This window comes from Ruegeria sp. AF7, assembly GCF_056541885.1.
Genome location: NZ_JBQFYX010000001.1, coordinates 1,078,172 through 1,100,354 on the forward strand (window position 1 = coordinate 1,078,172; position 22,183 = coordinate 1,100,354).

The following is a 22,183-nucleotide window of genomic DNA, read 5'->3' on the forward strand; positions in this document are numbered from 1 at the left end:
TTTATGTGGTGGTCAGCCGATGCACGGGTTTTCACCGGCCGGTCCCTCAGCTTAACCGCACTTGTCCCGCGCGGTTTGGTCTATGCGTCGAGCGCACGACAATCCTGTGCCAGCCAGCCAATATCGATCTCTTGACCGGGGGTCAGGCGTACGGCGTCAGGCGCATTTCGAGTTTTGGCGATGAATTCGTTGTTTCCGGCAACGGACATGCGGAACCGGAATACGTCGCCCATGTAAATGAACTCTTCGACCCTTGCTTTCAAAGTATGCGCGTCAGCATGCAGTCGGTCTTTGTTGAATTCCACACGTTCAGGGCGGATCGAAACTTTGGTCCGGTCGCCTGCGCTGTGGACGTTGATCGGAACCGCGTCGATTTCCGAGCCATCATCCAGACGTACGACGCAAGTGTCGCCGTCAATTGATTTAACAACACCTTCCAACGTGTTGTTTTCACCAATGAATTGCGCGACAAAACTGTTTTCCGGCTCTTCGTAAAGCTGATCAGGCGGCGCCAGCTGTTGAATGCGGCCGTCATCAAATACAGCCACCCGATCTGACATGGTCAGCGCTTCGGTCTGGTCGTGGGTCACGTAGACTGTTGTGATCCCAAGCTCATGGGCCAGACGCGTGATTTCGAACTGCATATGTTCACGCAGCTGCTTGTCCAATGCCCCCAATGGCTCGTCCATCAAGACCAGTTCGGGTTCGAATACCAAGGCACGAGCCAGAGCAATCCGCTGTTGTTGCCCGCCCGACAGCTGAGCAGGACGTCGGCCACCAAAGGCGCCCATCTGAACCATATCCAGTGCGCGCTTGACCTTTTCATCCCGCTCCGACTTGCCCAGTTTACGGACTTCCAGTGGAAACGACAGGTTTTCGGCCACCGTCATATGCGGGAACAAAGCGTAGTTCTGAAAAACCATGCCAATACCGCGCTTGTGCGGCGGGATATTGTTGATGGGCTTGCCGCCCAGGAGGATTTCACCGTGCGTGGCGGTTTCAAATCCGGCGAGCATCATAAGGCAAGTCGTCTTGCCCGAGCCTGACGGCCCAAGCATTGTCAGAAACTCACCTTTGGGCATTGCAAGGTTTAAGTCTTTTACGACGAGGTTCTCGCCGTCATAAGACTTCTGTACGCGTTGGAATTCGACAAACGCGGCGTCGTTCATTGTATCGGCCACAAGACCCCCTGTTACGTCAAATGATTATCCGTCTTCTGCGGATTTCATTGATCTGTAGCCGTTAGTTAAGACCAAGCGATGTTCACATTGCAACAGTGAATCCTGATTTTGTTACACAATATCGGGATTTAACAGCTCACCCGGCTTCGTTCAGAGCACGCATATGCCACGCAAGACTTTGATTACTGGACAGAACCGGCTTGCCGATACGCGCGCAAATCTCGGGAATAGCCTGTTGCGTGCGAAGGTTTGTGCAACTTAGAAAAACCGCATCAACCGACGGGTCCGAGCCCAGTTTTGTGGCAGCGTCAATGACGGATTGCACCGAAATCCGAACAACTTTGGCCTCTTCTGATTCCCCGAATGTCCCAAAAACATCCATCTCCACTCCGCCTTGGGCAAAGGCCCGGCGCAGGGGAAGGTTTACCTCTTCAATATAGGGCGACAGCAGCGCGAATTTCGAAACGCCCAAGTGTCGCGCACAGGCCGTTGCCGCACGCAAAGGGTTTGTAACCTCGGCGGTCTGGCATGTCTGTTTGACAAGTTCTGCCACGCGGTCGGACCCGATAACCGAGCTTGCAGACGTGCACCCGTACCCGACAACGCGATAAGGTCGCGCGCTGGGAAGCAATGCGGCGGCGGCTGGCAGTGCCCGCTCCATTTCCGCAAGGCTTTCCGTCGTCACCTCAATCCCGCTGGGAATACGCGTTACCTAGATTGGATATTTGCGGTCCAAAAAAATACGAGCTGAACTCAGGCTCCAACGTTTCATCGGTTTGTAACACGATCAGACCAATTGCGATCAAAATCACTGAAATACCCATCCCAAACCAGACTTGTATCCGGCATAAGTACATCGCCAAGGTCCAGCGGTGCGGAAGTTGCAGGTGGCATTACATCATTTTGCCACCCTGCTCTGCCCCGCCTGCAAGATACGGCACCCAATCGGCCCTTTCCTCAAGGCAGAGCATCTGGAAGCGGCGAAAAACCGTGTTCAGAGGCACCCCGGCTCGCGCAATCTCGGACACGCGGGTGAAGGCGCGTCCGGCAATATCACAGGCTGTTTGAATCTTGGCAATTTCAGCCTCGGATTTGATCATGCGCAACCGGCGCAGGATACCCTGGTCTCCGGTGATGCGACGCGCACCGAGAACGACGCGCAAGCGTTCAATGGTCGGGTTGGGCCTTCCTAAAATCGGGTCAGATAGCCGGTAAAATAATGTGAGTCAGTGTCCGCCGTCAGCAGCAGCGCCGACAAATCCGCGGCTCCCATCGGCTCCTGCGCGCGTTTGGTGCGCGCCTCGAACTCTGCCTGATCGAACCCTCTCATTCCGCGATCTCCGACAGAAAGCATAACACGCGTGAGTGTTCGTCGATCCCCATGGCATTCCGTGCGGTTTCGTTCATAACCGCCGCAAGGCCTGCCCCACCGGATGCCGTGGTGGCCAGCCCGATCTTAGCCATCGCGTCAAGCTTTGCTGCCACATCGTCATCTGAAAGGGTCAGGAACAGGTCTGCATCGCGGGCCAATCCGTTTAACGCGATCAACGACGGTTCCTTGCAATCCAGACGCCCCATGATGCTGTCCGGGCCATCCGCGAAAACACATTCTCCGGCAGCTATGCTGGCCTGCAACGCAGGTGCCACTTCGGGTTCAACCACAACGATCTTCGGTGCGTCGCCCCAGGTTTTTCGCGCATAAGCCGCAACAGCTCCAGCCAAACCGCCCACACCTGCTTGCAACAGAATATGCGTCGGAACCTCGGGGCACTGCCTGACAGCCTCTGCCGCCATTTGCAAATACCCTTCCATGAGAGTCCATGGCAGGTCAAAATATCCATCCCACGAACTGTCCGACAGCAATATCCATCCGTTTTCGTCGGCAGCCGTTCTCGCTGCCCCCATACTGGCAGCATAGTCAGCACCACTTCGAACAACCTCGGCTTTTTGGTCTTTCAGACGTTCCGCAAAGGTTTCGGGCACCGTTTCAGCAATGTAGACGACAGCCTTCGCGCCGAAAATTCTGGCACCCGCCGCAACACTCATGCCGTGGTTCCCGGCGCTGGCGGTCACATAGGTTGCGCCTGCCAGAGTTTGTTCACCCGGCTCACCTGTCCTCTCGGCCGCATGACGCGCAATTACATAGGCCGCCCCTAAAGCTTTGAACGAACCAAGGTTCATCCGCGCCCGCTCATCCTTCACCCAAAGCTGGGCTACAGGGGCCAGTTTCCCAACATCCACCAATGGCGTTTCTTTCGCGACAGGGCACTGAGAAAGCAAATCTTCAACACGGGCAGCATTTGTAGAAGGATACGGCGCAGACGGTGCAAGCTTTTGGCCCGCCCGATGTGGATTGGTGATGACCTGCATACTTCTCCCCTGAGTTTAGGCCCGTTGACGTGATCCCATCGGTGGAACACTGTCAACCAACGTCTGACGTCAATCAGGGACGTTGACGGTATTCGAGGCCTGTTCTGCAACCAACGCCAACAGCCAGTCGTGAAACAACCGGGCAGCCGGATTGGCAGCGTTGGACGAAAGGTAGTACCCTTCGTTGCTGTCCACCGAACATTCATGCACGCGTACGACCAGACCCGCGGCAATCGCATGGGTCGTCAGTAATTCGCTGACCAAGGCGACACCGCTACCATGAACGGCCAGTTGCAGGGCCATCCCAAATGTATCGACAAAAACACCGGGTTGGCGGCGCAAGCCCTGTTTTTCAAACCATGTGCCCCACCCACTTGATGTCCCGACAGCCTCGATCAGCGGCAGGTCAAACACGTCTCCTGCGACTGCCGGGGATTTCACAGCAACCAGCCGGTCAGGTATCAGTCGGACAGCGCCATGCCCTACCTGTTTCTTTGACCCGAACCGAACCTGAACATCAGCGTGAGACGCGTGGAAATCATCGGGCCAGATCGCACTGAGAAGCCGAACGCGTACTTCAGGATGGCGTCTGGTAAAATCTGACAGGTATGGGGCAATAACCCAATGAGCGATGCTAACAGACGTGGCGACAGTCAAGATGTCTCCGGAGGCACTGGCGTCCACGCGCCCGGCAGCCGCGGCAAGCGCTTCAAGCGCGCTGCCAACCTCGGGCAATAGTTTACGCCCCGCATCCGTCAGCGCCAAGCTTCTGGGGTGCCTCACAAAAAGAGCTGTCCCCAAACGCATTTCGAGCGATTTCACCTGCTGACTGACCGCCGATTGCGTCAACCCAATCTCTTCGGCAGCCGCCGTAAAGCTAAGCGTTCGTGCAGCCGCCTCGAAGGATCGGAACCAGGTCAGTGGTGGAAGAGATTTACCCATTTGGTCAAGCTGTCCATTAGTCTTTTTAATGGCAAAGCACATAATTCAATCATTTGTCAAAAACCCTGTCCGTTTTTAACGTTTGCGAGCGCGACAGGAGAGCTTTGATGCAACCGGAAATACGTAAGATTGTCACCTACGATGAGGAGGTCCTTGTCGAGGGCTTCCAAGCCGCCAAAACCCCATGGCGCATGTTTGCCGTGGCCGCAGTGGTTCACAACCCCTGGGCAGGACGGTTTGTGGAAGACCTTAAACCCGAGATACAAGCCTATGGCCCTGTTCTGGGTGAGATGATGACGAAACGCATGATCAAACTGGCCGGGAGTGGAGAGGCAATCGAAGCCTATGGCAAAGCCGCTGTGGTCGGGCTGAATGGTGAGGTCGAGCACGCTTCGGGCCTTATTCACACGTTGCGCTTTGGCAATCACTACCGTGAGGCCGTCGGCGCGAAATCCTATCTGGCGTTCACCAACACACGCGGTCCGGCAAACGCGCCGATCATGGTGCCGTTGATGGATAAAAACGACGCTGGGCGGAGGTCGCACTACCTGACAATTCAGTTCTCGATTTCTGACGCACCGCGCGATGACGAAGTTGTGGTCGTATTGGGCGCAGCAACCTCGGGCAGACCGCACCACCGTATCGGTGACCGTTATCAGGATCTCAAGGATTTGGGCCATGACCTGGACAACCCGGCCGCGGTCTGAGATCGGCGGGCTGGCGGCCATCCAGACTGGTTCGGGTCAGAATATCCTTCTGTTGCACGGTGTTGGCTTACAGGCTGAAGCCTGGGGCGCGCAATTGGACGGGCTTGCTTCCGAGGGTTGCCTGACCGCCCCGGACATGCCCGGTCATGGAGACAGCCCATTAACTGACCTGAGCATCAGGCTTTCGGCGTACACCGAAGCGGCACGGGGTGTTCTGGACTGCTTGAGTGGTCCGGTCGTTTTGGTGGGCCACTCGATGGGGGCCATGATCGCGCTGGATCTTGCAGCCAAAATGTCAGACCGGGTTTGTGGGGTCGTCGCATTGAACGCGGTTTTTGAGAGAGACGCGAATGCGGCACAAGCCGTGCGCGACCGTGCGGCGCAGCTGGATGGCAGGACGATCGCTGATCCCACCAGCACATTGAATCGATGGTTCGGAGACGTCGCCTCGGCCGAGCGCGATGCCTGCCGTAGATGGCTGATGGCTATGGACCCGGCTGCGTATAAAACGGCCTACTCCGTCTTCGCCCACAGCCGATGCCCCCGACGCGATACGTTGGAGAAACTAAGCTGCCCGGCGCTTTTTCTAACCGGCAGTCTTGAGCCCAATTCGATCCCGGAGATGTCACGTGCCATGGCGGACACCGCGATGAGCGGACGCGCGCAAATCATTGAAGGCGCTGCACATATGATGCCGATGACGCATGCAGATCAGGTCAACGCCGCCATTTCCAGCTTTCTGAATGAGCTGCGCCCATGACCGCTCTTGATCCTCGTGACCTTCGTCGTGCTTTTGGACGGTTCATGACCGGTGTGACGGTTGTGACGACGCGCGATGACGCAGGCACTCCACTTGGCTTTACGGCCAATTCCTTCACTTCGGTTTCTCTCGACCCGCCCCTGCTTTTGGTTTGTCCGGGAAAAAACCTGTCTTCATATCACAAATTCGCAACCTGCGCCCGTTTCGCGGTGAACATTCTGGCTGAGGGGCAGGAAGATGTATCCAATACGTTTGCCGGGTTCAAAGGTGATCGATTTACCAAAGTCGATCACTGCTTTGATACGCACGATGTCCCTTTGATCAGGGGGGCAGTCGCAACGTTTTCCTGCCGCACTCATCAGATTGTCGAAGCCGGCGACCATTGCGTTCTGATCGGTCAGGTCGAAACGTATTCTCAGGACGATGCCCCCGGCCTCGGCTATGCGAACGGGCAGTATTTCAGCCTCGGGCTGGAACGTGGCGCGCTGGAACCGTCCGGGCGAAATGTGGTCTGCGGCGCAATCATCGAACAGAACGGGCACATCTTGCTGGAGAAAACAGATGCCGGTTTCCTCCCGCCGCAAGTTTCGCTGTCAGATCGGCAGGACCTGCGAAACAGCCTTGTGCAGAACCTGACGGCCAGGGGTATCAATGCGCGCCTTGGCGTCGCGTATTCCGTCTATGACGATGCCACCACGCATCATGTTTACATTCTTGCGTCTGCGCCCGCCCTGCCCCGGCATGGCACGCTACAGGCAATCGCAATCAAAGACCTGGCGACCCTGCCTTACGCGTCAGCACCTATCGCGACCATGATGGCTCGTTTTGCGCTGGAAAGCCGAACACGCAATTTCTCGCTTTATCTGGGTGACGCCCAGCGGGGCGATGTGCACAGCCTGTCGGAAAGGACCTGAAGAATGGAGTTTTCCCTTTTTGCCCATATGGAACGGCTGGGCCCCGAACAGTCGCATGAGAAACTGCATGAAGAGTTCATCGAGCTGTGCAAAATGGCGGATCAGGCAGGAATGCGTGCGGTCTGGACTGGTGAACATCACGGGATGGATTTCACCATCGCACCCAACCCTCTGATGTCGCTGGTGGACATCGCGCATCATACCAAAAACGTGCGCCTTGGCACCGGCACTGTAATCGCGCCGTTCTGGCATCCGATCAAACTGGCGGGCGAGACAGCCGCAGCGGATCTCATGACCGGCGGCCGGATCGAGCTGGGCATAGCGCGCGGGGCCTACTCTTATGAATATGAGCGGCTTATGCCCGGTCTGGACGCATGGACCGCCGGTCAGCGAATGCGAGAGATCGCTCCTCTGCTGCCCAAATTGTGGGAAGGCGACTGCGCGCATGACGGTGAGTTCTTTCAGTTTCCCACCACCAGTTCTGCCCCAAAGCCGGTTCAACCCGGCGGCCCGCCCATCTGGATTGCCGCGCGGGATCCGAACAGCCACGAGTTCGGCGTTCAGAACGGATTCAACATTCAGGTCACCCCGCTCTGGCAAGGCATCGAAGAAATCGAAACACTGATGACCCGTTTTGAAACCGCCTGCGCCAATCACGATGGAGCGCGCCCCAAGATCATGCTGCTTCACCACACCTATGTCGGGAGCGATGACGCTGAACTGGATCAGGCAGCGCGGGATTTGTCCCGGTTTTATAACTATTTCGGCGCGTGGTTCCAAAACAAGCGACCAGTCCGACAGGGATTGATTCAGGCGCTGACCGAAGAAGAAATGGCAGCCAACGCAATGATGACACCCGAAAATCTGGCGCGTGATCTGACAATCGGCACGGCGGACGGAGTGACAGAGCGTCTGAAACGCTATGAAGACCTTGGATATGATGAATACTCGTTTTGGATCGACAGCGGCATGAGCTTCGAACGCAAACGCGCATCGCTTGCCCGTTTCATCGACGATGTAATGCCAAAGTTTCAGTGAGGGGCCGCAATGCACCAGAAACCACATTACCAGCTATTTATCGACGGCACTTGGACCGAAGGCGCACGTGGGCAAGTGATGGCCTCGTTGAATCCGGCAACGGGTGAGGAATGGGCCAGTTTTGCCTGTGCGGCACCCGAAGACGTAGAGCGCGCCGTTTCTGCAGCGCGCCGGTCACTTGATGATCCGGCGTGGCGGGACATGACGCAAACCGCACGTGGCAAACTGTTATTCCGCCTTGCAGAACTGATCGAACAGAACGCAGAACGCCTTGGCGAGATCGAGACAAAGGACAGTGGCAAGCTGATGGCGGAAACCGCGACCCAAACGGCATATGTCGGCGATTATTATCGCTACTATGCGGGGCTGGCGGACAAAATCGAAGGCGCGGTTCTACCGATCGACAAACCGGACATGCATGTCTTTACGCGGCGCGAGCCCATTGGCGTGGTGGTCGCAATTGTCCCCTGGAACGCGCAAATGTTTCTCACGGCTACCAAGCTTGGGCCAGCTCTTGCCGCAGGGTGCTCGGTTGTGCTGAAGGCGTCAGAGATTGCGCCCGCCCCAATGCTGGAGTTCGCCCGCTTGATCGACAAAGCGGGATTCCCACCCGGCGTCGTCTCCGTCATTACCGGGGACGCAGAAAACTGTGCGATCCCTCTCACCCGGCATCCTGACGTGGACCGGATCGCGTTCACTGGCGGCCCGGAAACGGCGCGCCATGTGGTGCGCAACTCGGCTGAGAACTTTGCCGTAACCACATTGGAATTGGGTGGAAAATCCCCGATCATAGTTTTCGATGATGCCAATCTGGATGGCGCCGCCAACGGCCTGATCGCGGGCAATTTCGGTGCTTCAGGTCAAAGCTGCGTCGCAGGATCACGCGGGCTGATCCATCGTCCAATTATGGAATCTCTTATCGCCAAAATCGAAGAAAAGATGTCGGGCATTGTCATCGGCGATCCATTGGAACCTGAAACTCATATTGGCCCGCTGTGCACAAACGCCCAGATTGTCAGAATTCAGGCGACGCTGGCCAAGGCCAAGGAACAGGGCGCCCGTATTCGTTTCGGAGGCGCACCACTGGATCGGTCAGGTCATTTCATGGCCCCAACGCTGGTGGAATGCACCAGTGCCGAGACAGAGACCCTGAAGGTCGAAATGTTCGGTCCCGTCATGTCCTTGCTACCCTTCGACACTGAAGAAGAGGCAATCAACCTGGCCAATGACACGCCATTCGGGCTTGGTTCGGGTATCTTCACCGAAAATGTCGCCCGTGCTCACCGTGTTTCATCCCGCCTGCAATCGGGCATCTGCTGGATCAACACCTACCGCGCCGTCTCACCCATCGCGCCCTTTGGCGGCTTCAACCAATCCGGTTATGGCAGGGAAGCAGGGTTAGAGGCCATTCACGACTACACGCGAACCAAGACCGTTTGGCTGAATACGTCGGAAAACCCGATGTCGAACCCCTTTGTTATGCGCTGAGGTGATCTGCAAGACGATCAACGATCGCAACTGCACAGAACCGCTGTCTTCCAGCCTTATCACTTGCCCCACTTTCAGCCGGATCAAGGGTGGGTGCGATTTGCTTGGGAAAACGCGATGATTGCATCAACCAACAGGTCAATCGTATCGACGGCAATTACGTCCGCGGCGACACTGTCGGCGATTATCGAAAGCTCTGAACACGCAATAATTTGCATATCTGCCCCGGCACCCATCAGTTCCGCAGATACGGTATTCAGAGTTTGGCGTGCCTCATTGTACGAGTCACCGGCCTTGATACTGCGGATGGCCGCAAGCATCTTGCCCTCATCTGCTGGCCAGACAACTGACATTCCCCGCACCTGAAACGCCGTGTCGAAAAGACCTACGCGCTGCAGCGCGGGCGACGCCAGCATCCCGACACACCCACCCGGTCCGATCATCCGCGCGGCACGACCCACTGCCAATTCCACCATGTTCAACAAGGGAATAGTCGCGGCATCCGTAATCGCAGCAGCATAGTAATGTGCGGTGTTGCACGGCATGGCCAATGCCACAGCCCCGGCAGCTTGAAGACGACGTGCCATCGCAGCAAGCACAGGCCCCGGATCCTCGCCCGTTCCGTCAATCAGGTGAGCAATGCGAGACGGCACCTGCGGGTTCATATCGATCAACAACGGGATATGGTCACGATCATCGCTTGCCGGCACTGCCTCCACCAACTTGCGCTGGAGGAGGATAGTCGCCTCGGGACCCATGCCACCAAGAATACCGATCGGGGGCCGCGTCATTGGTCAGATATTGACCCAGCGGTTCTGATGATCAAATACAAAGTCATACCCTCCCAGGGCCGCTGCACCGCCGGTGTGCAGGAATACGACACGCTGGTCCTGGAACTCGCCTTTGCGTGCAAGATCAATAAGACCTGCCGCACCTTTTGCCGAATAGCAGGGATCCAAAAGTATCCCCTCCAGCTCGGCAAACATTCGGATTGCCTCGATACCACTTTCGGTTGGCAGGCCATAACCCTGCCCGACATAGTCGGTATTGGCCATCACGTCTTCGCGGTTCACGACGCCTGCGCATCCCAGCTTCTCGGCTGTTTTGCAGGCTAGATCGTAAACCATTTGTTCCTGTTTAGGCTGGGGCGCCTTGGTCCCGATCCCCAGAACCGGCACCTTCGCGTTCATGGCGCACATGCCGGTCACCAGCCCCGCCTGCGTTCCCGAAGAGCCGGTCGCGTGCACCAGCCGGTCAATTCTCAAACCACGGTCGTTGGCTTGACCCAAAAGCTCAAAAGCTGCGTTCACATAGCCAAGGGCACCTGTCGGGTTTGATCCACCGCCGGGGATGACGTAGACGTTGCGTCCTTCTGCCCTTTTCTTCTCTGCTGCTTTTTCCATCTCGGCCGGCATGTCATGCCCGCCGGGAAATTTTTCGGTCGTTGCACCGTGCAGGTGATCCAACAGGACATTGCCGTTGGTGTTGTAGTTTCCGTCCTGATAACCGGTGCGATCTTCCAGCAGGATATGGCAATCAAATCCCAGCTTGGCCGCAAAAGCGGCTGTCTGTCGTCCGTGGTTGGTTTGTGTCGCCCCTTGCGTCATGACCATATCCGCGCCCTGCGCCTCGGCTTCGGCCATCAGGAATTCCAGCTTTCGGGTCTTGTTGCCACCGGTCGACATACCGGTGCAGTCATCGCGTTTGATCCAGATTTCCACCCCCAGCTCTTTGGACAGTCGCTTCATCGGCTCCAACGGCGTCGGCAGATGGGCAAGGTGCACACGGGGAAAGCGGGCGAGATGCATGTGGAGGCTCCTAACATTGACTTTCGGCAATTTATCATCGCTTGAACCGCGTATCTAATTCGAAATTCAACTCATAACTTGCATGAATTGCATATTAGATATCCTTGGTCTATTTAAACCCCATGCGCTTGGAATGGATCGATGACATTTTGGCTGTTTTGGATGGCGGTTCGTTGACACGAGCCGCTGAAAAGCGGCTTCTCACTCAATCGGCCTTCACCCGGAGGATACGGCTTATCGAAAACAGCGTCGGAGCCACCCTGTTTGACCGCCGCCGCAAGCCCGTATCACTTATGCCTGGCATTCAGTCATTAGAGCCCGAACTGAGAGAGCTTAGTACGCGGCTGCACAAACTGCGACATGTGCTGAAGACAGCGAATGACCAAACCGGGAAGTCACTGTCGTTTGTGTGCCAACATGCTTTGACGACCACGATTTCGCCAAGGATCGTGCAAACGCTGACCGAGAATGACGATATCTCAATTCACGTGCGATCGGGGAACCAGGACGAATGTCTGTTGAACCTGATCTCAAAACAGGTCGATTTTGCGATCATGTATTCGGTTCCGGGCGACGAAATAAGCAGTATTGGTGACGCATTCGAAGCCAAGACACTTGGCACGGACACTTTGATTCCCATTTGCGCGCCCTCTGTTCGCAACAAAATCACCAGTGCGGCACTTCCGGTCATAGGCTATCCGCCCGATGTGTTTCTGGGTCAAGTTTTCGCTCGGAAAATCGCGCCGCGATTACCAGAGGAAACCACACTTGTGACCAGAGCTGAAACAGCCCTGACACTTGCGATGCAACAATATGCCATCAATGGAATTGGCGTTGCCTGGTTACCTCATTCTCTGGTTGCTGCGTCCCTGGCAACAGGTCAGCTTCAACGCGCTGACAGCACGCTTCCTTCACAGGAACTGACAATCAGGATGGTTCGTTTTGCGGTTGCTCAGTCCGAGTATTGTGAGCAAATCTGGCAAAGCTTTGATGCGCTTCCACTTGATTTCGCTACGTTGCATTATTGATCTGACGTCGTAGCAAATCCCTTCCTGAACGTGGATAAGTGCCACCCACCGCATCCTACCCATTCAAGTTGAACCCGAGTGTTAAACCCGCATCGGCACTTCCCGCGGGACTCTGACCTGAATGCGTCTCCGGTTACTCTGCCGCTGCTGTTACTCTGTCCGGTGCGGTCAACCGCTGCCATGCGTCGTACTGAGCCAGAAAGATTTGCCCGTTGAGGTCGTCGAGGAAATGCGACTGTTTCAGACGGTCCATGACGGGGCCTTTGACTTCGGACAGGTGCAGACCAACGCCCATGTCACGCAGGCGGTGGTTGATGGCCTCAAGGCTTTCGAGGGCCGAAAAGTCGACTTCGTTCACCGCTGAGAACATCAAAACCACGTTGCGGATTTCGCAGCCCTCGGTCACACGCGCCTGAATCAGGTCTTCGAGGAAACGGGCGTTCACGAAATACAGGCTTTCATCCACCCGCAGCGTCACCAGTGACGGCTCGGTGTCGACCTTGTGGCGATTGATGTTGCGGAAGTGTTGCGTACCCGGCACAAGCCCGACCTCGGCCACATGTGGGCGCGAGGTTTTGTAGAGATGCAGAAGGATCGAAATTGCCACGCCGCTGGCCACGCCGGTTTCGACCCCGGCCAACAAAGTCAGGACGATGGTGGCGGCCACCGCTGTAAAATCGGCGCGCGAATATCCCCAGGTCTTTTTCAGGATTGACAGGTCCACAAGGCTCAGCACCGCAACAATGATCGTCGCGGCCAGCGTGGCCTTGGGCAAAAAGTACACCAGCGGTGTCAGGAACAGTGCGGCGATCGCCAGACCACCAGCGGTATAGATGCCTGCCGCCGGGGTTTCCGCCCCCGCATCGAAGTTCACGACCGAGCGTGAGAACCCACCGGTGACCGGAAAGCCGCCGGTAAATGCCGCGCCCAGGTTGGCTGCGCCCAGACCGATCAACTCCTGATCGGGGTCCACGCGCTGGCGTTTCTTGGCAGCCAGCGTCTGCGCAACCGAGATGCTTTCGACGAAACCGATGATCGAGATCAGGATCGCTGGCACCAGCAATGCACCGATGAGGTCCGGGGACAGCCCCGGCAAAGTCAGCGGCGGCAGGTTCTGAGGCACTTCGCCGACGATCTTGACGCCCTGCGCATCCAGCCCGAAGCCCCAGACGACAACCGTGGTCACCACCACGGCGGCAACTGGTCCAGCCTTGGTCAGCACGTCAGCCAGCAGGGGCGGCACCCCCATGCGCCGCAACGCTGGCTTGAGGTTCTTGCGCACCCAGAACAGGAACGCAGTGGCCAGCACGCCGATGATTACCGTCAGCCAATTGGTTTGCCCGAAGTTTTCGAAGATTGAGTCCAGCATCCCTGGCAGGGTATGCCCATGGGCGCTGACACCCAGAATGTGCTTTAACTGGCTGGTCGCGATCAGGATGCCCGATGCGGTAATGAAACCTGCGATGACAGGATGGCTGAGGAAATTGGCCAGAAAGCCCAGTCGAAAAACGCCCAGCAGCACCAGAAACCCACCCGACAGGAAAGCCAGCGTCAGTGCCGCCACCATGTATCCGGCCGTGCCCTGCTCGGCCACCTGCCCCACAGCGCTGGCTGTCAGCAGTGACACTACCGCGACAGGCCCCACCGCCAACGCCCGACTGGTGCCAAAAACAGCATAAAGGATGATCGGCAATATCGAAGCATAGATCCCGGCCTCGGGCGGCAGCCCTGCCAGCAGGGCATAGGCCAAGGACTGTGGGATCAGCATGATCGTGACGATTACTGCCGCGATCAGATCATTCGACAGCGACGCACGGCTATACTGGCGACCCCAGTCCAGAATTGGAAGGAAACGTAAAAGGCTCTGCATAGGTTCACGTCCTGAAAAGCGGCGGCCCGTTGCACATTTGGCGGAGGCGGGACAGGCCAGAACTGACACCGGTTCTTCCGGTGTCAGTTTCGAAAGGAGTTAATCGGTCGCCACCTTCAGTGGTTCGGGCTTGGCCAACCACTCTTTGCCCTTCAGCATCGCGGACCAGTAAATCGGTGGCAGCAGCTTCTCTTTCAACAGCCACGCCAACCGGCTGGGTTGGGTTCCGTCGATCAGGAGTTTCGGGAAGCTGGGTGTCATCACCCCACCATAGGCAAACTCGGCCAGAACGATCTTGCCGCGCTCGACCGTCAACGGGCACGAACCGTAGCCGTCATAGGCGGCAACTGGGCCGCGGCCCTGAATGTCTGCCACGATATTATCGGCCACGGTCGGTGCCTGTTTACGCGCCGCCGCAGCGGTTTTGGCGTTGGGCGCGTTCATCACGTCACCCAGCGACCAGATATTGTCGAAACTCTTGTGGCGCAGTGTCGCCTGATCAACATCGACCCAGCCCGCAGCATCCGCCAGCGGCGACACGCGAATAAAGTCCGGCGCGACCTGTGGTGGGCAGACATGCATCATGTCAAACTCGACCGTGACCAACTCGGGCTCGGTGTCGGGCACTGCGACCTTAAAGGTCGCTTTTTTTGCCGTCCCATCTACCGACACCAGATTGTGAAAGAAATTCAACGAGGCGTCGTATTTTGTGACATATTCCATTAGCGCCGGGACATAGTCCTTGACCCCGAACAGCACGCCGCCCGCGTTCATGAACTGGATGTCGATATCCTTCAGAACGCCTCGCCGGAACCACGCATCGCCCGACAGGTACAACGCTTTTTGTGGCGCACCCGCGCATTTGATCGGCATTGGCGGCTGTGTGAACAGCGCCCGGCCTTCCTTAAGCCCTTCGACAAGCTGCCATGTGTAGGGCGCCAGATCATAACGGTAGTTCGAAGTCACCCCGTTGCGGCCCAAGGTTTCTTCCAGCCCTTCGACCGCGCCCCAGTCCAGCTTGAGCCCCGGAGATACGACAAGACGGTCGTATTTCACCACGCGACAGCCATCCAGAATTACGGCATTGTTCTGCGGCTCGAAGGCCGCAACTGCCGCCTTGATCCACTTCACCCCGCGCGGGATCAGCGACCCCATCGTCTTGGCGGTCTGTTCTGCTGAGAAGACACCCCCGCCCACCAAAGTCCAGCCGGGCTGATAATAATGTACGTCAGACGGATCAATTATGGCAATGGACAGGTCGGATTTGCGCGCGTGCAGGCTGGCCGCAGTGGCGATACCGCCTGCCCCACCGCCCACGATAACCACGTCGAAGGATGCGTCGCCCGTGTCGGTCGGCGTTTTCCCACCATTGGCAATGCGGCGGGCAACGCCGCTCATGTCATAACCGGCTACCTTTGTGGCTGACAGAATCTCGGACACCGGACGCTTGTGCGCCGCCTCGTTCAGCGACCACAAAGTGGCCGAGCGCGTGCCGGTCCGGCAATAGGCCAGAACCGGACCCGGCAACTCGGTCAGCGCGCGGCCAAAGGCATCGGCGTCTTCGTCCCTGACGATCCCGGTTTGCACTGGAACATAGCGTACCTCGAGACCCAGTTTCTCTGCTGCTACCTCGATCTCCTCGAATGTCGGCTGATCGGCACCTTCGCCATCGGGGCGGTTGCAAATGATGGCACGAAAGCCCGCGCCTTTTATGGCCTCTATGTCACCTGGCGTAACCTGCGGCGACACCGAAACTGCGCCTGATATCTTTCTGATGTCCATGGGTGCCTCTTGCGTTCAGAGCTTGTTGACTGGGACTTTGAGCATCTGGTTCCCATCCTGGTCCGTTGGAATGCCGCCCGCCCGGATGTTGACCTGAATAGAGGGTACGATCAGCGTCGGCATCGCCAGCGTCGCGTCGCGCTCGGACCGCATCTTGATGAACTCGTCCCTAGTCTTGCCACCGCCCACGTGAATGTTGTGGGCCTTCTCCTCGGCCACCGTGGTTTCCCACTGGATGTCTCGCCCGTTGGGACCATAATCGTGACACATGAACAGCCGGGTTTCGTCCGGCAGGCTGAGCACCTTGTGGATCGAGTCAAATAATGTCCCCGCGTCGCCACCGGGGAAATCGGCCCGCGCGGAGCCACCGTCAGGCATGAACAACGTGTCGCCCACAAAGGCTGCATCCCCGACAACATGCACCATGCAGGCGGGTGTGTGGCCCGGTGTATGCATGGTAAAGGCGGTCATGTTGCCGATCTTATAGGTCATGCCATCGACGAACAGGGCATCAAACTGGCTGCCATCCCGCTGAAATTCGGTGCCTTCATTGAAGATTTTGCCAAACACGTCTTGCACGATCTTGATGTTTTCACCGATGCCGATCTTACCGCCCAGCTTTTGCTGAATGTAAGGCGCGGCTGACAGGTGGTCGGCATGGGCGTGGGTCTCAATGATCCATTCCAGCTTGAGCCCCCTCTTTTCAACCTCGGCAATCAGCATGTCGGCATGGCCAAACGTAATGCGGCCAGCGGCATAATCGATGTCCATGACACTGTCGATAATCGCACAGGCATTCGAGGTCGGATCTGCAACGATATAACTGATTGTCGCGGTCGCCTCGTCGTAAAAACCCTGGACATCGGGCTTCACGCTCAGATCCACCGGGTAGCTGTCAATCGGCGTCGCTATCGCGTCGGCCATCTTTTGGTTGTGTCTCTCGATAGACTTCTGATCATTCATGATCTTGCCTCCTAACTGGCGCGGATCCGTTACCCGTTTCCGCCGCGTGTCATCATCATTTCGTGGACGGCGTCCATGCCGCGATCCGCCATCGCGCTCACTTCGGCCGCATGGATATGCATGGCTTTGGCTATTTCCGGATCGTCGGATGTTTGCACCACTACGATTCCTTCGGATGTCACTTCGATGTCTGAGGTGATCTTGTCGCCATGGTCAAAAAATATGTCGAGGGTCGGACTCTGAATAATGATCATTGGATCATCCTTGCGGCCCACCCGATCGATCATCCCGGCAACATGGGAGATCAGAGCATCCATGACATCCGGGTCGGAAGATCGTGTGACAGTGCGAATACCGTTAGGAAGGTTTTCAACCTCGCGTGTGATCGTATCGAAATTGCGGAACATCACAGCCAGCTCGGCGCTTTCCTCGAGCGTCGCGTTCTCGCCCCGCAGCCCCGGCATGTTGACCTCGTCGTGGCCTTGCCCATCTGCACCGTGACGATGCTCTGCCCGTTCACCGGCCATGCCCTGGCGATGCCCGGGCCCGGACATCAGAAAGATGTAACTGCCAGCCGCGCCGACCAAAGCAGCAACTAGCAGCGCAATGGCAATGCCGCCGAACGTCCGGGCGGGTTTGCGCTCATTCATCTTCGTCTCCTCCGTTTCTGCCAGCCCATATCCGGCCTTCACGTCAGACCTGCAATCACCTTGGCGGCTTGAAAAGTTGAAGAGTAAATATAACTTTGAAATCCTGACTTCAGTGACAAAGTCACGAAACCGGAAAATTTCCCGAAATGGTCAAGTGCTTTGCGCCAAGCGTTCCAATGCCGCCTTGTCGGTTATCGTAATGCGCCCCCGCGATTGGGTAATCATCTCGCGCTTTTGAAAGTCCTGCAATATCCGCGAGACAACTTCACGCGCGGTGCCCAGTTCGCTGGCAAGTTGCTGATGCGTTGCCTGAATGTCTTCCCGCCCCCCGGCCAGAACCAGAAGACGTTCAGCCAGGCGAATATCCAGGTGCCCGAATGCCACGTCATCGACCACCCGCAACAGATCAATCAGTCGGCGCGAGTAGGCCTCGAATACAAACTCGCGAAATGCGTCTTCTTCCGAGATCAAACGGTCAAAGGCATGTTTCGGCAACGTCACCGCCGTTACGTCGGTTTCGGCAATACCTTCAGCGTTATATGCTTCTTCTGCCAGCATACAGGCCGTCGTCAGTACACAGCTTTCCCCCGCCTCGACCCGATAGAGCACGATCTCGCGGCCCGAATCCGAACTTTGAGAAACGCGAATCCGTCCGTCGTACAAGAACAATAGGCTGTCGGGAACGTTGTCAGGGCCGAATACCTGAGCGCCTTTTGGGCACCGCACGATACGGGCCGCTGTACGCAACCTTTCACGCACAGCTTTCGGAAGGCGACTAGTCCCGTGAAATCGCTCAGTCCAATCTAGGATTGTCATCTTGCGTTGCGCATAGGTGCCACGATGCCCTCCTCAATCGGCGCGATACGGTTTAACAACTCGTTTCTGTTTGAGGCAATGTCAGCCAGCGTCAGATCATCAAGCACAGCCATGAATGCCCCGGTCGCTTTTTGGATCGCTTGGGACAATTTACATATACCGATCAGAGGGCAGGTGTTTTTTTCAGGGTTAAAGCATTCGACCACATCCAGGGGCCCTTCGGTCAGGCGAATTACATCGCCGATCTTTATCTGTTCCGCGGGTTTAGCCAACCGGAAACCACCGCCTCTGCCGCGTGCTGTTTCCAGATACCCGGCCCGACCCAACTCGTGCACGATTTTTACAATATGCGGCCGGGCAAGGCCGTGCACCCGCACGACATCGTCAACGCGAATGCGATCTGGGGCCTTGAGCGCAGCCAGTTGCAAAGATCGCAGCGCATAGTTGGAATAGGATGTCAGTTTCATGCGTGCCTCCGGCAAAAGCTCTAGGCGCAATATAACTTATTTGCAATTTCTGTGTGTTTTCACTGACCATGTGTTTTGCTGAGGGTGAAGTCAGGCCAACTTACCTGACCTGCGCAGCGACTGGGTCGCTGACTGGGGCGCAACGAACATCACGGCATCTTTGATCGGGAAGCTGTTGGCGTCCGGCCGGCGCGGCAGTTCAACTCTCTGCAAAAAAGCTGAACAAAGACGGTATGAGTGGCGGTGCTGTCAGACGAATTCGAACCAGTCTCAGTGTGCCGCGGGAACCGCGAACCTATCCGGAACAAAGTTGACGCCACTCGGCGAGAGCGGCGGTGCGTGTCAGCTTGAAGGTATCTCTGCTGCTTAGCGATCTTTGCTGGTTGAAGTGGTTGTAGACGGAAGAGTGGACGGAGGCGAATTTCTGTAAACTTCGCATGCGCCTGAAACGTTGCATCGCGCGTTCGCGTCGTCGAAACGGCAGGTGCGAATTCTCGACGCGGTTGTTGAGCCACCTGCCCGTCTGTTGTTTTTCGAGCGCGCCCATTTCTCTGAGCGCAGCCTTGTAGGAAGCGAAGCGATCTGTGACGATCTCTTCGGCGCAACCGTGCCGCTTTATCAATTTCTTGAGGAATTTCAGTGCTGCAGCTTTGTTTCGGCGTTTGGTGACAACGGCTTCCAGCACCTCACCTTCGTGATCAACAGCCCGCCAAAGATAATGCCGCTTGCCATTCACCTTCACAAAAACCTCGTCAACGTGCCACTTCCATTTGGAGAAGGCGCGCAGTTGCTGAACACGCTTCCGTCGGATCTCAGCTGCAAACATTGGACCAAACCTGTTCCACCAATATCGGACGGTTTCGTGACTCACGTCGATGCCTCGCTCGTGCAACAGATCTTCGACGTTCCGAAGCGAGAGCGGGAAACGGATGTACAGCATCACTGCAAGGCGGATGATCTCGGGACTGGATTTGAAATACTTGAAAGAGGCCGGATTGGTCATGGGCAAAAGCTACGCAACAACCCTAACTCGCTCAACCAAAGTTCTTCTGATAAGGCCTTTGCCCTCCTTTTGCATGGACGCAGACTTACTTCTTAAAAAAATTCCGTTTCCAGAGAATTGTGCAAAAATTTTGGAGTATAGAAAAAGAGTCACGCAGATTTCTTGAGTATTGTGCCTATAGGCACCAGGGGATCGATGATATGAAGACCATTCTAATTACCGGCGCGTCGTCTGGTATCGGCGCGGCAACGGCCGGGTATTTTCAGGCCAGGGGATGGAACGTCGTTGCCACGATGCGGACCCCTGCCAGCGGCTTGGATCTTGCCAATTTGGAGAACGTCCACCTGGCGCGGCTGGACGTGACGGATGCCAAATCAATCGCGACGGCCGTGGCAGAGGGCATCGATCGCTTTGGACAGATCGACGTTTTGCTGAACAATGCAGGCTATGGGGCCTATGGCGCGCTCGAAGCCTTTACGATGGACCGCATCCGACGCCAGTTCGACACCAACGTTATCGGCTTGATAGAGGTGACCAAAGCGGTGCTTCCGCACTTTCGTCAAAACCGTTCCGGCACGGTGATCAATATCTCGTCCATCGGTGGGCAGATCACCTTCCCACTGGGTGCGCTTTATCACGGCACCAAGTTTGCGGTGGAAGGTCTGTCCGAAGCCCTGCACTACGAGTTGGAACCGTTGGGCATACGGGTGCGTATTGTTCAGCCTGGCATGATCCAGACGAATTTCGGCGGCAGCTCGTTCGATTTTGCGATGGATGAAAATCTGTCAGGCTACACGCCGATGGCCGAAGCCATGGGGCGCCTGTTCGGCAGACTCGCATCGAACCCTTCTGCGCCAGAGACGGTTGCTGAGGTGATTTGGGACGCGGCCAACGATAGCAGCGACCGTTTACGGTATCGCGCAGGACCTGATGCCGAGGCTTTGCTGGATGCCCGCAAACAACAGGACGATGCGGCGTTCATCGGGGGCATTAAACAAAAGATGGCGCCCTGAAACACGACGTGACCCGTCATCATGAGAGGAAAAAACATGTACCAAAAAGCAGTCGAAAAAGGCGGCCTGGCCGTTGTCACCGGGGCGGCAAGCGGCGTGGGTCTCGCTGCGGCCAAACGGTTCCTGCAGGCGGGTCTGGGTGTTGTGCTGGTCGATCTTCCGGGAGAGGCGCTGGACAAGGCCGAGGCGGATTTGATCGAACTGGCGGATACGTCCCAGACGGTTCGGGCGATCCCCGCGGACGTGACCAACGCCGCAGCCATGACGGATCTCGCCGATCAGGTCTTTGAACTCGGAGAGGTGGCTGTTTTGATGAACAATGCCGGGATTGCGCTGCCGACCGGCAGTTGGGAAAACAGTGAGAACTGGCGGAAACTGATAGAGGTCAATCTGTTTGGCGTCATGAGCGGAGTGCACGCCTTCCTGCCGCGGATGATCGCCGCAGCACGCCCTGCCGTGGTTATCAACACAGGCTCGAAACAGGGGATCACCACGCCACCCGGTAACGCCGCCTATAACACCAGCAAGGCCGCTGTGAAGGTCATGACCGAGATGCTGGCCCACGAGCTGCGCGAGGCGGGTGCCGAAATCAGCGTCCATTTGTTTGTGCCCGGCTTTACCTATACGGGCATGATCCAGAAGTTCATGCCCGAAAAGCCCGCGGCGGCATGGTCAAGCGTCGAGGCCATCGACTATCTGCTGAAGCGCATGTCGAACGGAGATTTCTATATTCTCTGCCCCGACAACGATGTCTCAGAAGCCCGCGACAGGAAACGCGTCGAATGGGCCCTGGGTGATATTGTCCATAACCGGCCCGCGCTGTCGCGCTGGCATCCTGACTATGCGGATGCCTTTGCCACCCACGAGGTCTCGGAATAGCCGCTCCAAAAGTGCGGCCGTAAATGGAGCCAACGAAACTGCTATCCAAATCACAGGGCTTACACCTCGTCGAAATACCTAGCAAACATTCGTACGAAGCGCGGCATCTGAGACTTTGGGCTCAATGTCGTCGTTCTCGGCTTCGCAGCATTAAATTGGCCATAGTCAAATCCGGCCTTCGCTCCGGCTCGAAGGATACCTTGGACAATGCGATCAAATGCTGTGTGTGCAGCCCGCATTTCTGCCATTCGCCGAGACTACAAGTGCTGTTCCATATCCATACTTTGATGCAGTATTCTGATGATCGCGATCAACTCGCCTCGAATTTGATAGTAAATCGCATGCCTACCGATCAATGTCTTGAGATATCCCTCGCGGACTAAAGATGGTCTGTGACCCAGCCCCTTGATCCGGGCCGTTTGGATGTAGAATCCGTTCCTGTTTCTTTCTTGTGATTAGGTTGCGGTCAAGGCCTGCTGAGCGGAGCCCTTGCGTAGCTCAAGC

22 protein-coding genes and 1 pseudogene are annotated in these 22,183 nt (G+C 56.7%); 8 read left to right on the top strand and 15 right to left on the bottom strand.

Annotated elements, in window-relative coordinates; all coding sequences use genetic code 11:
- Nucleotides 1–80: 80 nt before the first annotated feature.
- The 5 genes and pseudogenes from ACR0AP_RS05370 to ACR0AP_RS05390 all read right to left on the bottom strand — a co-directional run bounded on the left by ACR0AP_RS05370 (nucleotide 81) and on the right by ACR0AP_RS05390 (nucleotide 4,493).
- Complete coding sequence (locus ACR0AP_RS05370) at nucleotides 81–1,181, bottom strand: ABC transporter ATP-binding protein (RefSeq protein WP_480505751.1); 1,101 nt, start codon at nucleotides 1,179–1,181, stop codon at nucleotides 81–83.
- A gap of 136 nt (nucleotides 1,182–1,317) precedes the next feature.
- On the bottom strand, nucleotides 1,318–1,866 hold the full coding sequence (locus ACR0AP_RS05375; RefSeq protein ID WP_480505753.1) for a maleate cis-trans isomerase family protein: 549 nt from the start codon (nucleotides 1,864–1,866) through the stop codon (nucleotides 1,318–1,320).
- 104 nt (nucleotides 1,867–1,970) lie between these two features.
- Nucleotides 1,971–2,511: pseudogene (locus ACR0AP_RS05380) on the bottom strand (M24 family metallopeptidase); the annotation flags it as partial.
- A complete protein-coding gene (locus tag ACR0AP_RS05385) occupies nucleotides 2,508–3,551 on the bottom strand; it encodes a pyridoxal-phosphate dependent enzyme (protein WP_480505754.1) in 1,044 nt (347 codons plus the stop codon). The gene ACR0AP_RS05385 and the pseudogene ACR0AP_RS05380, both read right to left, overlap by 4 nt.
- A 69-nt stretch (nucleotides 3,552–3,620) precedes the next feature.
- A complete protein-coding gene (locus ACR0AP_RS05390; RefSeq protein WP_480481714.1) occupies nucleotides 3,621–4,493 on the bottom strand; it encodes a LysR family transcriptional regulator in 873 nt (290 codons plus the stop codon).
- Between the two features lie 107 nt (nucleotides 4,494–4,600).
- Here ACR0AP_RS05390 and ACR0AP_RS05395 point away from each other — a divergent pair, with 107 nt between their 5' ends.
- Genes ACR0AP_RS05395 through ACR0AP_RS05415 form a run of 5 tightly spaced genes read left to right on the top strand, consistent with a single transcriptional unit; the run spans nucleotide 4,601 to nucleotide 9,400 of the window.
- Nucleotides 4,601–5,200, top strand: a complete 600-nt coding sequence (locus ACR0AP_RS05395) for an amino acid synthesis family protein (RefSeq protein WP_480481716.1) — start codon at nucleotides 4,601–4,603, stop codon at nucleotides 5,198–5,200.
- Complete coding sequence (locus ACR0AP_RS05400; RefSeq protein WP_480505756.1) at nucleotides 5,172–5,960, top strand: alpha/beta fold hydrolase; 789 nt, start codon at nucleotides 5,172–5,174, stop codon at nucleotides 5,958–5,960. The genes ACR0AP_RS05395 and ACR0AP_RS05400 overlap by 29 nt, the downstream gene beginning before the upstream one ends.
- Nucleotides 5,957–6,874, top strand: coding sequence for a flavin reductase family protein (locus tag ACR0AP_RS05405; RefSeq protein WP_480505758.1), 918 nt, complete (start codon nucleotides 5,957–5,959; stop codon nucleotides 6,872–6,874). The genes ACR0AP_RS05400 and ACR0AP_RS05405 overlap by 4 nt, the downstream gene beginning before the upstream one ends.
- Before the next feature lie 3 nt (nucleotides 6,875–6,877).
- Nucleotides 6,878–7,912 (top strand): LLM class flavin-dependent oxidoreductase, encoded by a 1,035-nt coding sequence (locus ACR0AP_RS05410; protein WP_480505759.1) that lies wholly within the window; start codon nucleotides 6,878–6,880, stop codon nucleotides 7,910–7,912.
- A gap of 9 nt (nucleotides 7,913–7,921) precedes the next feature.
- Complete coding sequence (locus ACR0AP_RS05415; protein WP_480505761.1) at nucleotides 7,922–9,400, top strand: aldehyde dehydrogenase; 1,479 nt, start codon at nucleotides 7,922–7,924, stop codon at nucleotides 9,398–9,400.
- A gap of 83 nt (nucleotides 9,401–9,483) precedes the next feature.
- Here the strand turns inward: ACR0AP_RS05415 and cuyB are convergent, their stop codons facing one another.
- Both cuyB and cuyA read right to left on the bottom strand, forming a co-directional pair.
- Nucleotides 9,484–10,191: a cysteate racemase gene (cuyB, locus tag ACR0AP_RS05420; RefSeq protein ID WP_480505762.1), complete on the bottom strand. Its 708-nt coding sequence runs from the start codon at nucleotides 10,189–10,191 to the stop codon at nucleotides 9,484–9,486.
- A gap of 3 nt (nucleotides 10,192–10,194) precedes the next feature.
- Nucleotides 10,195–11,208, bottom strand: a complete 1,014-nt coding sequence (gene cuyA / locus ACR0AP_RS05425; protein WP_480505764.1) for a D-cysteate sulfo-lyase — start codon at nucleotides 11,206–11,208, stop codon at nucleotides 10,195–10,197.
- A 104-nt stretch (nucleotides 11,209–11,312) separates the two neighbouring features.
- Between cuyA and ACR0AP_RS05430 the strand changes: the two genes are divergently transcribed.
- Nucleotides 11,313–12,236 carry a LysR family transcriptional regulator gene (locus tag ACR0AP_RS05430; protein WP_480505765.1) on the top strand — a complete coding sequence of 308 codons (924 nt, stop codon included), beginning with the start codon at nucleotides 11,313–11,315 and terminating at the stop codon, nucleotides 12,234–12,236.
- 133 nt (nucleotides 12,237–12,369) lie between these two features.
- Here ACR0AP_RS05430 and ACR0AP_RS05435 read toward each other — a convergent pair whose 3' ends face one another.
- The 7 genes from ACR0AP_RS05435 to ACR0AP_RS05465 all read right to left on the bottom strand — a co-directional run bounded on the left by ACR0AP_RS05435 (nucleotide 12,370) and on the right by ACR0AP_RS05465 (nucleotide 19,787).
- Complete coding sequence (locus ACR0AP_RS05435; RefSeq protein WP_480505767.1) at nucleotides 12,370–14,106, bottom strand: SulP family inorganic anion transporter; 1,737 nt, start codon at nucleotides 14,104–14,106, stop codon at nucleotides 12,370–12,372.
- A 99-nt stretch (nucleotides 14,107–14,205) separates the two neighbouring features.
- Nucleotides 14,206–15,888, bottom strand: a complete 1,683-nt coding sequence (locus ACR0AP_RS05440; protein WP_480505769.1) for a bifunctional protein tyrosine phosphatase family protein/NAD(P)/FAD-dependent oxidoreductase — start codon at nucleotides 15,886–15,888, stop codon at nucleotides 14,206–14,208.
- A 15-nt stretch (nucleotides 15,889–15,903) separates the two neighbouring features.
- Nucleotides 15,904–16,788, bottom strand: a complete 885-nt coding sequence (locus ACR0AP_RS05445) for an MBL fold metallo-hydrolase (protein ID WP_480486479.1) — start codon at nucleotides 16,786–16,788, stop codon at nucleotides 15,904–15,906.
- Nucleotides 16,789–16,880: 92 nt separating this feature from the next.
- The gene (locus ACR0AP_RS05450; protein WP_480505770.1) at nucleotides 16,881–17,501 is read right to left on the bottom strand and encodes a hypothetical protein; all 621 of its coding nucleotides are present in this window, start codon (nucleotides 17,499–17,501) and stop codon (nucleotides 16,881–16,883) included.
- 150 nt (nucleotides 17,502–17,651) lie between these two features.
- Nucleotides 17,652–18,317 carry a Crp/Fnr family transcriptional regulator gene (locus tag ACR0AP_RS05455; RefSeq protein WP_480505772.1) on the bottom strand — a complete coding sequence of 222 codons (666 nt, stop codon included), beginning with the start codon at nucleotides 18,315–18,317 and terminating at the stop codon, nucleotides 17,652–17,654.
- The gene (locus ACR0AP_RS05460; RefSeq protein ID WP_480476276.1) at nucleotides 18,314–18,784 is read right to left on the bottom strand and encodes an Rrf2 family transcriptional regulator; all 471 of its coding nucleotides are present in this window, start codon (nucleotides 18,782–18,784) and stop codon (nucleotides 18,314–18,316) included. The genes ACR0AP_RS05455 and ACR0AP_RS05460 overlap by 4 nt, the downstream gene beginning before the upstream one ends.
- A 295-nt stretch (nucleotides 18,785–19,079) precedes the next feature.
- A complete protein-coding gene (locus ACR0AP_RS05465) occupies nucleotides 19,080–19,787 on the bottom strand; it encodes an IS6 family transposase (RefSeq protein ID WP_480505774.1) in 708 nt (235 codons plus the stop codon).
- A gap of 200 nt (nucleotides 19,788–19,987) precedes the next feature.
- Here ACR0AP_RS05465 and ACR0AP_RS05470 point away from each other — a divergent pair, with 200 nt between their 5' ends.
- Together ACR0AP_RS05470 and ACR0AP_RS05475 are read left to right on the top strand one after the other, a co-directional pair.
- A complete protein-coding gene (locus tag ACR0AP_RS05470) occupies nucleotides 19,988–20,800 on the top strand; it encodes an SDR family oxidoreductase (protein ID WP_480505776.1) in 813 nt (270 codons plus the stop codon).
- Nucleotides 20,801–20,836: 36 nt separating this feature from the next.
- The gene (locus ACR0AP_RS05475; RefSeq protein ID WP_480505778.1) at nucleotides 20,837–21,679 is read left to right on the top strand and encodes an SDR family NAD(P)-dependent oxidoreductase; all 843 of its coding nucleotides are present in this window, start codon (nucleotides 20,837–20,839) and stop codon (nucleotides 21,677–21,679) included.
- A 257-nt stretch (nucleotides 21,680–21,936) separates the two neighbouring features.
- Here the strand turns inward: ACR0AP_RS05475 and ACR0AP_RS05480 are convergent, their stop codons facing one another.
- Nucleotides 21,937–22,104 carry a type II toxin-antitoxin system RelE/ParE family toxin gene (locus ACR0AP_RS05480; protein ID WP_480505828.1) on the bottom strand — a complete coding sequence of 56 codons (168 nt, stop codon included), beginning with the start codon at nucleotides 22,102–22,104 and terminating at the stop codon, nucleotides 21,937–21,939.
- Nucleotides 22,105–22,183: the final 79 nt, after the last annotated feature.